Source organism: Zoogloea dura, assembly GCF_012927165.1.
Lineage (GTDB): Bacteria > Pseudomonadota > Gammaproteobacteria > Burkholderiales > Rhodocyclaceae > Zoogloea > Zoogloea dura.
Genome location: NZ_JABBGA010000029.1, coordinates 17,926 through 31,300, shown reverse-complemented (window position 1 = coordinate 31,300; position 13,375 = coordinate 17,926). Strand labels below are relative to the sequence as shown.

Annotated in this window: 9 protein-coding genes; 2 read left to right on the top strand and 7 right to left on the bottom strand. The window is 68.6% G+C overall.

The window, feature by feature from the left end; genetic code table 11:
- Positions 1–8: 8 nt before the first annotated feature.
- Together HHL15_RS22600 and HHL15_RS22595 are read right to left on the bottom strand one after the other, a co-directional pair.
- Positions 9–1,628, bottom strand: a complete 1,620-nt coding sequence (locus HHL15_RS22600) for an AMP-binding protein (RefSeq protein ID WP_169148082.1) — start codon at positions 1,626–1,628, stop codon at positions 9–11.
- Between the two features lie 21 nt (positions 1,629–1,649).
- A complete protein-coding gene (locus HHL15_RS22595; RefSeq protein ID WP_169148081.1) occupies positions 1,650–2,903 on the bottom strand; it encodes an acyl-CoA dehydrogenase family protein in 1,254 nt (417 codons plus the stop codon).
- A gap of 274 nt (positions 2,904–3,177) precedes the next feature.
- Between HHL15_RS22595 and HHL15_RS22590 the strand changes: the two genes are divergently transcribed.
- Positions 3,178–5,895 (top strand): LuxR C-terminal-related transcriptional regulator, encoded by a 2,718-nt coding sequence (locus HHL15_RS22590; protein WP_169148080.1) that lies wholly within the window; start codon positions 3,178–3,180, stop codon positions 5,893–5,895.
- 16 nt (positions 5,896–5,911) lie between these two features.
- On the opposite strand, the gene HHL15_RS22585 is transcribed toward HHL15_RS22590, so the two are convergent.
- The 5 genes from HHL15_RS22585 to HHL15_RS22565 all read right to left on the bottom strand — a co-directional run bounded on the left by HHL15_RS22585 (position 5,912) and on the right by HHL15_RS22565 (position 11,265).
- The gene (locus HHL15_RS22585; RefSeq protein WP_169148079.1) at positions 5,912–6,595 is read right to left on the bottom strand and encodes a DUF2894 domain-containing protein; all 684 of its coding nucleotides are present in this window, start codon (positions 6,593–6,595) and stop codon (positions 5,912–5,914) included.
- Positions 6,588–7,280, bottom strand: coding sequence for an OmpA family protein (locus HHL15_RS22580; RefSeq protein WP_169148078.1), 693 nt, complete (start codon positions 7,278–7,280; stop codon positions 6,588–6,590). The genes HHL15_RS22585 and HHL15_RS22580 overlap by 8 nt, the downstream gene beginning before the upstream one ends.
- 2 nt (positions 7,281–7,282) lie before the next feature.
- The gene (locus HHL15_RS22575; protein WP_169148077.1) at positions 7,283–9,493 is read right to left on the bottom strand and encodes a DUF802 domain-containing protein; all 2,211 of its coding nucleotides are present in this window, start codon (positions 9,491–9,493) and stop codon (positions 7,283–7,285) included.
- 2 nt (positions 9,494–9,495) lie between these two features.
- A complete protein-coding gene (locus HHL15_RS22570; protein WP_235943613.1) occupies positions 9,496–10,251 on the bottom strand; it encodes a DUF3348 domain-containing protein in 756 nt (251 codons plus the stop codon).
- Between the two features lie 144 nt (positions 10,252–10,395).
- The gene (locus tag HHL15_RS22565) at positions 10,396–11,265 is read right to left on the bottom strand and encodes a class I SAM-dependent methyltransferase (RefSeq protein ID WP_206198928.1); all 870 of its coding nucleotides are present in this window, start codon (positions 11,263–11,265) and stop codon (positions 10,396–10,398) included.
- Between the two features lie 52 nt (positions 11,266–11,317).
- Between HHL15_RS22565 and HHL15_RS22560 the strand changes: the two genes are divergently transcribed.
- Positions 11,318–13,360, top strand: coding sequence for a methyl-accepting chemotaxis protein (locus tag HHL15_RS22560; RefSeq protein ID WP_169148075.1), 2,043 nt, complete (start codon positions 11,318–11,320; stop codon positions 13,358–13,360).
- Positions 13,361–13,375 lie beyond the last annotated feature (15 nt).

Below are 13,375 nucleotides of genomic sequence, written 5' to 3'. Positions count from 1 at the left end.
TCTCTGGTTCAGGCTGCGCGGTCCGACTGCCGGCCCGCTGCGGTGAAGATGTGCGCCCCGTCGGCCCCGAAGGCCTCCAGCAGGAAGCGCTCGATGGGCTTTTCGGAGGCCGTCTTGGGAATCTCGTCGACCCACTGCAGGTAGGTCGGCACAAAGTTGGGCTCGAGGCCGGCCCGGCACAGCGCGAACAGGGCCGCGGCGGTGGAGCCGGCATCGCCGCGGGGGTCCGTCGGCACCACGGCGGCCACCACGTCCTTCTCGCCGGGGGCGCCCGACGCCGCCTTCACCCCGTAGACGAAGACGTCGGCCACCAGCGGGCTCTCGGCGAGGAGCTTCTCGACCGCCGCCGGGTTGATGAAGTCGCCGTTGTGGCGGATCGCGCCGCCGGCCCGGAAATCGAAGAACAGCCAGCCGTTCTCGTCCTGGTGGCCGATGTCGCCCATGCGCATCCAGCCCCCATGCACCTTCTTGCCGGAGGCTTCCGGGTTGTGCAGGTAGTCGACCAGCGGCGAGCTGCCGTCCGCCAGCTGGAAGATGATTTCTCCCTGGGTGCCGGGCGGGACGTCGGCCCCGTATTCATCCACCAGGCGCAGCTTGAGGAAGGGTGGTGCCTTGCCGATGCTGCCGATCGGGCCCTCGCCGATCGGCTTGATGGTCAGGCCGCCCTCCACGGCGCCGTAGAACTCGAGGATCTGCACCCCGAAGCGGCGCTCGAAATCCTCCCAGATGCCCGCCGGCATGCCCGCCGAGATGACGAAGCGCACCGGGTTGTCGGCGTCGTCCGGGCGTGGCGGCTCGCTGTAGATGGCGGTGGTCATGCCGCCCAGGAGGGTGAAGGTGGTGCAGCCGTACTTGCGGGCGATGTCCCACAGGCGCGACTTGGTGAAGCGCCGGCTGAACACCGCGCGCATGCCCAGCTTGAGGGAGCAGGCCAGGGTCACCAGCTGGGCGTTGCCGTGGGTCAGGGACAGGCCGGTGTAGGGCCGGTCATCCGCCCGGTAGCCGAGCAAGGCGTTCCAGTTGGCCACCCCGCCCCAGCGGGCGTGGCGGATCACCACCCCCTTCGGGTCACCGGTGGTGCCCGAGGTGTACATGATCTCCATCGGCTCGGCGGGGTCGCTGACGGCGATCTCGACAGCCGGCACCGGGCCCTCCTGGATCACCGCCAAGCTGCGCAGGCGCAGGCCCGCCGGCGCCTCGCCGGCCTCGCCGAGCACCCACACCCAGCGCAGGTTGGGCAGCTGCGCAGCCACGTCGCGCACCGCCGGCAGGCTGTAGTCGGCGCAGACCACGCCCTTGCAGCCGGAATGGCGGAGCATGTAGAGCAGCTTCTCGCCCCGCGTGCGCGGATCGATGGGCACGAAGACGGCCCCGCTGATCGACGCGCCGACCATGACATCGACGAACTCCGGGTGGTTCTGCATCAGGATGGCGAAGAAATCCCCCTTCCCGATGCCCTCCTCACCCAGGGCTCCGGCGATCCGGCAGCCGTTGTCCCAGAGCTGCCGGTAGGTCCGGACCTCGTCGGGGCCGTCGCCGTGTTCGAAGGTGAGTACATCCCGATCCGGGTCCGACTCGGCCCGGTTGGCAATCAGGTTGGCAAGAATCAGTTCGTTGCGCTCGCTCATGATCGACGTCCGCTCCCGTCCTCAGAGCCGATCCGGGTCGGCCAGGTAATAGCCGCCCTTGATGGAGAGAATCTCGTTGCAGCCATCCTCGATCAGGGAGGCGCGGGCGTCCCGCAGCAGCTTCTCGATCGGGTATTCGCGGGTCAGGCCGTTGCCGCCGAAGATCTGCAGGGCATCGCTGGCCACCTCGAAGGAGGTCTGGGTGCCGGTGATCTTGGCTGCCATGCCCGCATGCAGGGCCGGTTCGGTGCCGAAGTTGTAGTGCAGGACGCGGTTGACCAGCGCCCGCGAGGCCTCGACCTTGCGGAACATGTGGAACAGGCGCTGGGCCACCGACTGGTGGCGGATGATCGGTACGCCGCCCTGCTTGCGCTCGTGGGCGTATTCCAGGGCCATTTCGAAGGCCGCCCGCCCCACCCCGGTGAACACCGCGCCCATCAGACCATTGGCGGCGGTGTGAATGATGTACACCGCCTCCTGGAAGGTGTCCGGCCCGGCCAGCACGTGATCCAGCGACAGGCGCACGTCGTCGAAGAACACCTCGCCTTGGTTGAGGGCGCGCTGCCCGAGCTTGTCCAGGGGCTTGCCGCGGGACACGCCGCGGGCATCCATCGGCACGATGACGACAAAGCCGTTGCGGTGGTCCGGCCCGCTGGCGGTGGCGGCGGCGCAATACAGCACGCACACGTCGGCGATCGTGCCATTGGATACCCAGGCGGATTTCTGGCCATTGATGACAATCTCATCGCCCTCGATGGCGGCAATGCAATTGGGGCGTCCGTATTTGCCTTCGGCATGAAAGATCATCCGGTTCGGATCGAGCGAATCGGAACCATGATCGGGCTCGGTGATGCCCCAGCAGCCAATCAGGCTTTCCGGATAACGCGCCAGCAGATCCTGGCGCCCCAGCGCCGCACACATATACGCGGGCAGCATGCTGGCGCCGAAGGAAATGGACAGGCCGGCATCGCCCCAGCCGAGTTCCTCGAAGAAGATGGACATCATCTTGGCCCGCTCGGCCGGCTCGAAGGACAGCAGCAATTCGACGCCAAAGCCCAGCTCGACGAACTTGCGGCGGGCCTCCCAATAGGGTGAATCCGCGGCGACGACCGCATCGGGGGCCATCCGGTCGAGGGCCGTCCCCACCGGGCGCATGATTTCCTCGGCATATCGATGCAGGCTTTCCTGAAACATCGCCGCCGTATCGAAAAGAGGCGGCTCGGCGCCCAGGGGGCCAAGCCGGGGGGACTTTTTGATGCTATTGGGTTTATTCATTCTCAGTCTCCAGTCATGACATTCGTCGGGCAAACCGGTATTCCATTTCCGATCTGGCTTTTTCGAATTGTGGAGACGCCCCCCTCCCCTCTCAATCGCGGAGACCCGGGATATGGGTCGCTCCGCCAATACACGGAAATCCGGGACAAATGCGGCGAAGCAACAATCGGCAGACCCGTTGCACAATAGGAAGCCGAGCATCGGAAATACCGGGCCCAATACACATTGCTGCGCAGCCCGCCTGCGCCGGACAGACCGCCACCGCCGCCGACCCATGTTCCAGAATCCCGATTCCCTGCCCGCCGTAAGGCAGAATCCACTCAAGCTGAGGCCGCCACGGGCCGGACAGGATCTGGTCGCGCGCAGCGCCTTCTGCCAGCGCACCGAAGAGTCCGGCGCCAACCTCGTGCTGGTCAGCGCCCCCGCGGGCTACGGCAAATCCACGGCCATGGGGCAGCTGCACCGCCACCTGGCGGATCAGGGCGCGGTGGTCGGCTGGCTGACCCTGGACCCTTCCGACAACGATCTCGGCCGCTTCTCCCAGTACGTCTGGCTCAGCCTCGGCGCCACCCTGCCCGCTTTCCAGGGGCAGAACTTCGAGGCCTCGGCCATGGAGGCCTCATCGGCTACCGCCAGCGGCCGCAGCTTCGAGCTGCTCGACGCCCTGGCTCTCCACGAGGGGCCGCTCGCCCTGTTCATCGACGAGTTCGAACACATCACCTCCAGCGAGGTGCTGGCCTTCGTGATGAGCCTGGTGTCGAGCCTCAATGCGGGCCAGCGCCTGATCCTGGGCAGCCGCCACAAGACCATGCTGCCCCTGGGACGCCTGCGGGTGCAGGGCAAGCTCCTGGAGCTGGAAGTCCCGGACCTGCGCTTTTCGCTCGACGAGACCCGCCACTACGTGCGCAACCGCCTGAAGGCCGAGCTGGGGGAATCCGACGTGGCGCGCCTGCAGGAGAGCACCGACGGCTGGGCCGCGGCGCTGCAGCTGACCACCTCGGCGCTGATCGGCAAGGCCGACCCGAGCGCCGTGCTGAAGGGGCTCAACGGCCCGTCGCGGGGCATCACCGACTACCTGGCGGAGGACGTGCTGGACCGCCTCCCGCCTGCCCTGCGGACCTTCGTGATCCAGTCGAGCCTGTTCGAGAGCTTCTGCCCGGAGATGTGCGACGCGGTGTTCGATCGCCAGGACAGCACCGGACTGCTGCTGCAGACCGACCAGGACAACCTGTTCCTGCAGATCATCGACGCCGAGGGGCACTGGTACCGCTACCACCCGCTGTTCCGCGACTTCCTGCAGTCTCAGATCCACCGCCTGCCCGGTGCCGCCGACGACCGGCAGGGCTGGCACCTGCGCGCCGCGCAGTGGCTGGATGGCGCCGACAAGAGCCTGCCGGCCATCGAGCACGCCCTGGCCGCCGGCGCGCCCGAGCTGGCCGCCCGGCTGATGGCCCGGCGCGCCACCGACTACGTGCGCACCGGCCAGTTCGGCATCGTCAGCAAGTGGCTCGAAGCCCTGCCCGACGCCGTCCTGCAGACCCAGCCGACCCTGCTGATCGCCGGGGCCTACACCCTCGCCTTCCTGCACCGCTACCAGGACGCCACCCGCCTGGTCGGGCTGATCAGCCCGGAGGTGAAGGCTTCGGAAGAGTTCGCCCAGGACCTGCTGGTGCTGCAGGTCATGCTCGGCGCCTGGATGGACCGCCTCCCCGAGGCCCTGCGCACGGCCATCGCCGCGCTGCCCGCGCCGGGCCGGGCCGCCCCCTACATGGTCGGGCTGATCAGCAATGCCGCCGCCTATGGCGAGATCGCGGTGGGCAACTACTACGCCGCCCACCAGCACCTGGTGGTGGCCAAGCACGCCCTGGAGCCGATCAAGGCCATCCACGGCCTGAGTTACAGCCAGTGCTTCGAGGGCGCCATCGACCTGCTGCAGGGCAACGCCATCCAGGCCTGCGCGCGCTTCCGCGCCACCCTGTCGAGCATCATAAGTGGGGGCTACCGCTTCACCAGCTCCACCGCGGTGGCCGCGGCCCACCTGATTGAAGCCTTCTACGAGCTCAACGAACTCGACTCGGCCGAGATGCTGATCGCCGACTACCTGTCCCTGATCCGCGACAGCTGCCTGCCCGATCACCTGATCGTCACCTACCGGGCCGCCTCGCGCATCCATTTCATCCGCGGGCGCCAGCGCGAAGCCCTGGAAACCCTCGACTGCCTGCAGGACATGGGCGATCTGCGGGGCATCCCGCGGCTGTCGGCGGCGGCCCGCCAGGGCAAGCTGCGGCTGGCCCTGCGGGCAGGCGACCTCGCCGCGGCGCGGCGGCTGCTGACCCTGTTGTCGGAACCCGAGATCTGGCGCGACTGGCAGGGCCTCTTCCCCTACGCGGAAGATCTGGACGACCCCTTCATCGCCGAGGTGCGCATCGCCCTGGTGGCCGGCACCGCGCCGGGCCTGACCGGGCGCCTCGAGGAGGCCATCCAGGCCGCCGAGATGGCCAACCGGGGGCGCCGGGCGATCCGCCTGCGCTGCCTGCTGGCCCAAGCCCTGGAGTCGGCGCGCAAACGCCAGCATGCCCTGGAGGTGCTGGAGCGGGCCCTGGTGCAGGCCCAGTCGAAAGGCCTGTTCCGCGTCGTCGCCGACGACTCCTGGCTGCTCGCACCACTTCTCGAAGCCCTGGAGGTGCGCTCCCACGTGGTCCCGCGGACCTACATCACCGCACTGCTGAAGGCTGCCTCGGAGACAAACGTGGCCTACATGCCCTCGACCTTGAGCGCGGAAGCCAACCGCAATCCGGAGGGCGACCTGAGCCAGCGCGAGCTGCAGATCCTCCGCCTGGTGGCCGAGGGCTGTTCCAACAAGGACCTCAGCCGCAAGCTGTTCGTCACCGAGAACACCATCGAGACACACCTGCGGCGCATCTACGCAAAGCTGGGCACCCGCAACCGCACCCAGGCCGTCGCCCGGGCCCGCGAGAGGGGGCTGATCTGAGGGGCGGATCCGGACGTCAGGCCTGGCCGCCCGTGCCGCCCCGCGCCGCCTTGCGCTTCGTACCCTTGTCGGCCCGCGGGGCGGGCTTCTGCACCGCTTTCTGCACGCTCTTCTGTCCGGCGCTCTCGGCCTGCTCCAGCCACAGCAGGGCTTCGCTGTGGGCCATGAAGCGCTTGAGGTATTCGGGTGCAATCTCGCGCATCAATTCGAGGGATTGCAGCACGAGGATATGGGAATTGAGCGGGCCGGCATTGTCGGGAGCCTGGGCGAGGGCCTGGGTGACCTGCTGATTGACGCTGATGTTCAGCCAGGTGTCCCGGAAATAGGCGACGGATTTGAGTTCGCCGGCCGCTTCGGTGACGCGCTCGGTGGCATCGGGCGAGCCGCTTCCGGTGCCCGCCCCGGTGCGGTGTCCGATATGAGCCAGCAATTCGGCGAGCGGCCGCCTGGCCGGCGCCACCGCCTGGCCGGACTGCGGCCGGGCATGCTGGAGACGCTGTTCATAGTCGGCCAGCAATGCCTGCAGCTTCCCGGCGAGCAACTGCCCGGCCAGGCCATCGCGCGCTGCCGCGCGGGCCACCAGGGCTTCCATGTGGCGGAAGCGGACGCGGTCGAAAGCGTCCGCGCCACGCGCCCGCAGGGCCTGCAGCCGCGCCCCGGGATCCGGGGCGACGCCGCTGGCGGACCGGATCTCACTCACGTGGCGTCTCGCCGGGCGCCGCGGCAGCTGCGGCAGGCTCTGCGGGCGCAGCTGAGGTGTTCCCCTTCGACGACTTGGGCACCGGAGCCATTTCCACGCGGCGGTTGCGGGCCCGCCCCTGGGCGTCGGTATTGGAGGCGACCGGCTGTTCCGGGCCGAAGGCGGCGGCGAAGATCGAGGACGAGGGAATGCCCTCTTCGATCAGGGTCCGCGTCACGGTCAGGGCACGCTGGGCCGACAGCTCCCAGTTGTCGGCAAACTGGCGGTTGCTGTCGCGCACCGGCCGGTCGTCGGTGAAGCCGCTGACCATCAGCATCTCGTCGCGGCTGGCCAGGTAGGCGGTGAGGGGCACAGCCAGGGTCTTGAGGAGCTCCCGGCCTTCCGGCTGCAGGTGGTCGGAGTTGAGGGCAAACAGCACGCTGCCGCTGATGCCGATGCGGCCGTCGTTGAGGGTCACCCGGCCGGACGCCAACGGGCCGGCCAGGGCCTGCTCGAGGGCCACCCGCCGCTGTTCCTCGACCTTGCGCTTGTTCACCTCGGCCTCCAGGTTGGTGGCCAGCTCGAGGTGCACGCCGAGCACGCCCACCAGGATCAGCACGAAGGCCCCGAGCAGGCCCGACATCAGGTCGCCGAACACGGCCCATACCGGCGCGGCGTGCTCGATGCCGCCGTCGATCTCGTCCATGCTCATACCCCGCCGGCCACGGCCGCCGGCTGGCTGCCCAGGCGCTGCAGGTCTTCGACGATCTGGCGTTGCGACAGGATGCTCAAATCGATCACTTCGCGGGCCTGGGCCACGTAGTAGGCCAGTTGCTCGTCGCTGCGCGCCATCGAGGCGCCCAGGGCGGTTTCGACGCGCTCCAGGGCGCTCATCAGCTTGTCGTTCGATTCGCTGAACAGTTCCACCGCAAAGCCGAAGGCTTCGCCCAGGCTGGCCACATCGACGGCCCCACTGCTCACCTGGGCGGCAAGCTCGGCAAGCCTGCCGGCTTCGGTGTCCACGCGCGCCTCGAAGCGGCTGCCGACCCTTTCGAGCAGGCTGGAGGACGATGCCACCAGGGCATCGATCGCCCCGCGCTGCTCGGTGGAGGCGTGGTTGATGGCGTCCAGCAGGGAGCCCAGGGTCTCCATGATGCGGCTGCGCTCTTCGAGCAGGGTGTTGTCCCGCGCCATGCTGGCGGAGAGCTCCTGGCGCAGTTGCCCGATCACCTCGGCGGCGGCCCGAGGGGCTTCGGCGGCGGTCTGCATCAGGCGGGCCACCTCGTCGATGGTGCGGGTAGCCTGCTCCCGGGTGCTGGCGCCGATCTCGCGGGCCGTGCCGGCCAGGGTCTCGCACAGCTGCTGCTGGCGGGCGGCGGCCTGCACACCGGCCTCCTGCCATTCCCGCTGCAGCGACGCCGTGATGGACTCCACCACCCCGGTGAAGGCCGCCAGGCGCTGCTGGTCATGGGCTGCCGAGTCGGCCTGCAGGCCGGCATGGGCCTCGCGGACGGTGGCGAGCAGCTCCGTCGCCCCCGTCTCGAAGCGGGCCACGAAGGCGGCCAGGGCGTCCCGGGTGTCCTGGCTCAGTTGCCCGCTGGTGCGCTCATGGCGGGCCAGCGCATCGGTCCAGCCCGTGGTCACGGTGCCGACGCTGTGCTCGAAGCGGGTCGACAGGCCATCGAGGCGGGCTTCCACCGCACCGGCCAGTTGCTCGTGCAGCCTGCGGGTGTCCTGGGCCGCCGCAGCCACAGTGGTAGCCAGGTCTGTCTGCAGGGCGGAGTGGGTTTGCGCCACCGAGGCCAGCAGGCCGGCGGAGCGCTGCTCGAAGCTGTCGGCGTAGGCGTCCAGCGCCTCGCGGAGGTGCTGGTGCAGGGCTGCGCTGGTCTGGGCGTGGGTCGCCAGGGCCTGGGTCCAGGTGTCGGCCACGCCGGTCACGCTGCGGTCGAAGCGCTCGGCCAGGCCATTCAGCTGCGTCTCCACGGTGGCACCCAGGCTGCCCTGCAGGGCGTGGGTCTCGCGGGCGATGCCGGACAGGGTCGCCTCCACCACCGGCCGGATGGTCTCGCCGGCCAGGCGGGCGCTTTCGCTCAGGCTCTCGCGGAGCGACACATCGACGGCGGCGGCCAGCCCGGTGTACAAGCCCTTGGCCTCGCGGTAGTGGCTTTCCTGGTTGGCCAGCAGGCGCTCGCTCAACTGCTGGTTGTGCCGTTCCAGCTGCGCCATCATGCTCTGCAGGCTGCCCACCACCTCGGGCAGGGCACGGGCCTGGAGCTGCAGGGCCTGGAAGGTCTCCTGGCGCTGGTGGGCCATGGAGAAGCGGCGCAGCACGGTGGCGATGCGGCCATCAAGCCCCTGCGACACCTGCAGCCGTTCGCGCCGGCACAGGGCCGAGACGAGGCCCAGCATCGCCGAGGCCGCCACACCGGCCACCGAGGTGCCGAAGGCCACCCCGAGGCCCTTCACCGGGGCTGCCAGGGAGGCACGGATGGTCTGCAGGTCGGTGGTGCTCTCGAGGGCCAGCACGGCGCCGTTGAGGGTCACCACCATGCCGAGGAAAGTGCCCAGCATCCCCAACAGCACCAGCAGCCCCACCAGGTAGGGCGTGACCGCCGGCGCGGGCAGGCCCACCCGCTCCCCTTCGATGCGCAGGCGCACCGGGTTCTGCAGGGTCGGATGCAGCGAACGCAGCCACTCGTCCAGGCTGGGCAGATCCTCGGGAATCGCCGCCAGCGCGCCGGCCAGCGACGCCGTCGCCTGGTGGAAGCGCCGCAATTCCAGTGCGCCGATGACGTAGACCACCCCGATGACCAGCGTCATGGCAAGGGCCAGCGGACTCCCGCCGATATAGCCGGCACCGACCCAGACCACGGCAGCCAGGCCCACGAAAAAGGCCGCCCAACACATCCTTGTATTCATCGCTACTCCGTGACTTCCTTGCCAAGTGCCTCGACCAGCCCCAGGACCGGCTGCAGGCGCAGCTCCAGTTCTGCCATCAGCACGCCATGCATGTCCCTGCAGAAGGTGGCCAGCCAGCCACCCGGCTGCAACCACTGGTCCGGATCGTCCGGCGCCTGCCCATCGAGCAGCGCACGCCGGTGCATCTCGAACAGATGCTCGAAACGCCTGGACAGCAGCTGGGGCAGGGTCGCCAGCAGGCTGCGCTCACGGGCCCCCAGGGCCTGTTCCAGCACGCCATCCAGGGCTGCCAGCCGCTTGAGGGAGGGTGAATGCTCGGCCAGCACCGCGCGCGCCTGGGCGCGCAAAGCGCCGATGCTGGTACTCATGTTCCGTTGATGGGCCAGGTAATACCGGTGGCAGGGCACGAAATCGGCCGTGCCCTCAGTACTGCCAGGCATGGCTGCGGGATGCAGCTTCTTCGTTGTCCGGCCGGGGTCCAGCAGGCCGTCGGCCTGGATCGCCTCGGTCAGGGTGTTTCTCACGCGGACCAGCTCATCCTGCAGGGCGGCACGCGCCCCGGACGATGCTCCGGCCGGAGGCCTCGCAGCCCCTCCCGCGCCACCATTGAGCACGGAATAGAGCGTGATCGCATCCTTGAAATCCAGCCACTGCCCGACCCGTTCGCCAAAGGACTGACGCGTGTCGGCGGGGTCTGCCACCGCCAGTTCCTCGAGGGTGCGGACGAGCGCGGAAGCAGAGAGACTCGTACGCGGCAAACCTCGCGCCATACCGGAAATGGACGTCCAAAAAGCGGGCAAGGCTACTACAAAACGCCGCCGTCGGCAGCGCCCGCCGGAATCGCGCGCCCCGCCTTGCGCTCCGTCCGCTCCCCGCTGGAGGCTGGACGGCCGCAAGGCCGCCTAATGGGGTGCCAGCTTGACGAAACGCAGGGTGAACTTGTCGCTCTCGCCGATCGCCAGGTAGCGCGCCCGATCCACCTCCTTGAGCCTCAGGGTGGGCGGCAGGCTCCACACCCCGGCGGCATGGTCCTTGGTGTCCCGCGGGTTGTCGGCGATCCCGGAACGGGCTTCCAGGCGGAAGCCGGCCTTCTCGATCAGCGCGATGACCGCGTCCTCGCGCAGGTAGCCGGCCTTCAACTGCTCGTCGGCAGGCCGGTCGAGGCGGGCCCGGTGGTCCACCACGCCGAGCACGCCACCGGGCTTGAGCACGCTGTGGAACTCGCGGATGACGGCTTCCGCATTGCCGTCGGTGATCCAGTTGTGGAGGTTCATGAAGGTCAGCACCAGGTCCACCGAAGCCGGTGCCACGCCGTCGGCCAGGCCGGGGCTGCCGGCCAGCACGACCTTGCCGTACAGCCCGGGCTGCGCCGCGATGCGCGCCTTGATGGCTTCGTGTTCGGCCTGTGCCGCGGCGGGGTTGTGATCACCCTCGTGCAGGGCGGCGATGTAGCGGCCGCGGTCGCGCAGATAGGGTGCCAGGATCTCGAACCACCAGGCGCCGACGCTCGGCCACACCTCGACCACCGTCTGATCGTCCTTCAGGCCGAAGAAGGCGAGGGTTTCCAGCGGCTTGCGGGCCGGGTCACGGAGCCGGTTGCGTTCGCTGCGCTGGGCACCGTCCACCCACTGCTGCAGGGATGCATCGGCTGCCTGACAGGGCGCGGCAAGGACTAAGGGCAGGGCCAGCCCGAGGAGGAGACGGCTCAGGCACTGCATCGGGCGGCCCCGGCCGGTACCCGGCCCGGCGCTTTCGATTACGTGAACATTCATGTTTTTTATATTACCATCAGAAATTCTTTTTAACATTTTCAAGCCCATTTGCATGACCCGCTTCCACAGACTGTCCCTTGCCAGCAAGCTCGCACTCTACGCGGCGAGCATCGTCCTGATCGTGACCGGCATTCTCGCCTTCGTCGTGCATCAGCAGGTCACCCGCTTTGCCCTCGACAACGCCGAGGCCGACGTGAAGCGCCAGATCGAGTCGGTGCGGGCCTTGCTCGACCTTGCCTACGACAGCGAACGCAGCCGCGCCGAACGCAGCCTGCGCCAGATGGCCCGCCAGTACGACGGCCGCCTGGAGCGCAGTGCCGACACCACCCGCATGGGCGACGCCGATGTGCCGGTGCTCAGTCTGAACGGAGAAGTCCTCAACGCCAACCTGGCACGGCAGAGGACTTTCCTGGAGCAGACCGAGCTGGACAACGTGCTGATGGTGCGCAGGGGAGACGAATTCCATTATGTCTCCGGCTATGTGCAGGGCCAGCCCGCCACCGGCATGTTCGGCAAGAAGCTGATGCCCTCGGTGCGCGTCGACATGCGCCAGAAGCTGATTGCCGGCGAATCGGTGATCGACCTGGCGATCCGTGACGGCAAGTACGTGATGGTCGGCTACGCCCCGCTGAAGGACAGCCACAACGCGGTGATCGCCGCCATCGCGATCCGCCTCGACCTCGAGAAGGCCGGCCTGCAGGCCCTGCGCGAGCAGATGCGCAAGATCTCCGTGGCGCGCACCGGCTACCTGTACGCGGTGGCCCAGGAGCCCAAGTCCGAGGCGGTGCGCTTCGCCCTGCATCCCAAGCTCGAGGGCAAGAGCGACGCCGACCTGCCCGACTACGTGAAGGCGGTGACCCGCCACCAGATCAAGGCCAGGGAAGGCACTCTCATCTACGATTGGCCCACCGCCGACGGCGGGATGGAGAAGAAACTGATGGTCTTCATCTACTCCAGCAAGTGGGACTGGGTCATCGGCGCCACCGGCCCGGTGGCGGAATTCCTCGAGGATGCGCTGCACCTGCGCAACCTGCTGATGATCGCCTCGGCGGCCTCCGGCCTGATCATCATCCTGGTACTGTTCCTGGCCATCCGCAATGGCCTGTCGCCGCTCAAGGGCATGGTGGAAGGCCTGCGTCAGGTGCAGCAGGGCCAGCTCAGCTTCCGCTTCCGCGAAGGGCCGGCCAGCAGCGCCAATGAGGTGGACGTGCTGTCCACGGCGCTCAACGCCACCCTGGCCGCCCTCGCCGCGCTGATCCGCGACATTGCCCGGGCAACGGAGGAGATCGATGCCAGCGCCCGCCAGCAGGAAGGCTCATCCGCCGAGGTGGCCACCGCCTCGGCCCAGCAGAGCCAGGCCGCCACCGGCATGGCGGCCGCGGTGGAAGAGCTGTCGGTGAGCATCAGCCAGGTGGCCGACCACGCCCGGGAAGCCGCCCAGGCTGCCGAGCAGGCCCGCAGCGGTTCCGCCGAAGGGCGCCAGGTCGTCGGCGTAGCCACCTCGGATCTGCGTCAGCTGGCCGAGGAGCTCCATGTCAGCGCAGAAGGCGTCGTGGCCCTCGGTGCCAAATCGGCCGACATCGCCCGGATCGTCGACGTGATCCGGGAGATTGCGGACCAGACCAACCTGCTCGCCCTCAATGCCGCCATCGAGGCCGCCCGCGCCGGCGAACAGGGGCGCGGCTTTGCCGTGGTGGCCGACGAGGTGCGCAAGCTGGCCGAGCGGACTGCCCAGTCCACCCACGAAATCGCCAGCATGATCAGCAGCATCGGCGCCGAGACCAACCAGGCCGCCAGCCGCATGCAGACGGTGCGCAGCCGGATGGATGCCGGCCTGGGTCACATCAGCAGCATCAGTGATGTGCTGGCTCGCATCGAGGAGCGCAACAGCCACGCCACCGGGGTGGTACACGACATCGCCGCGGCCACCCAGGAACAATCGAGTGCCAGCGGCAACATCGCCCAGCAGGTCGAGGAGATATCCCGGATGGCCGAGAGCAATGCCAGCTCTTCCGGCCACAACCGGGCCCAGGCGATCGGCATGAAAGAGCTCGCCACCCGCCTGCGCCAGGCGGTGACCCACTTCAAGACCTGAGCGGGCCCGGCAGGG

What these genes read in the sequence shown, in the direction of transcription:
- HHL15_RS22600 (WP_169148082.1), bottom strand. Translation starts at nt 1,628, where the DNA reads ATGAGCGAGCGCAACGAACTGATTCTTGCCAACCTGATTGCCAACCGG.
- HHL15_RS22595 (WP_169148081.1), bottom strand. Translation starts at nt 2,903, where the DNA reads ATGAATAAACCCAATAGCATCAAAAAGTCCCCCCGGCTTGGCCCCCTG.
- HHL15_RS22590 (WP_169148080.1), top strand. Translation starts at nt 3,178, where the DNA reads ATGTTCCAGAATCCCGATTCCCTGCCCGCCGTAAGGCAGAATCCACTC.
- HHL15_RS22580 (WP_169148078.1), bottom strand. Translation starts at nt 7,280, where the DNA reads ATGGACGAGATCGACGGCGGCATCGAGCACGCCGCGCCGGTATGGGCC.
- HHL15_RS22575 (WP_169148077.1), bottom strand. Translation starts at nt 9,493, where the DNA reads ATGAATACAAGGATGTGTTGGGCGGCCTTTTTCGTGGGCCTGGCTGCC.
- HHL15_RS22565 (WP_206198928.1), bottom strand. Translation starts at nt 11,265, where the DNA reads ATGAATGTTCACGTAATCGAAAGCGCCGGGCCGGGTACCGGCCGGGGC.
- HHL15_RS22560 (WP_169148075.1), top strand. Translation starts at nt 11,318, where the DNA reads ATGACCCGCTTCCACAGACTGTCCCTTGCCAGCAAGCTCGCACTCTAC.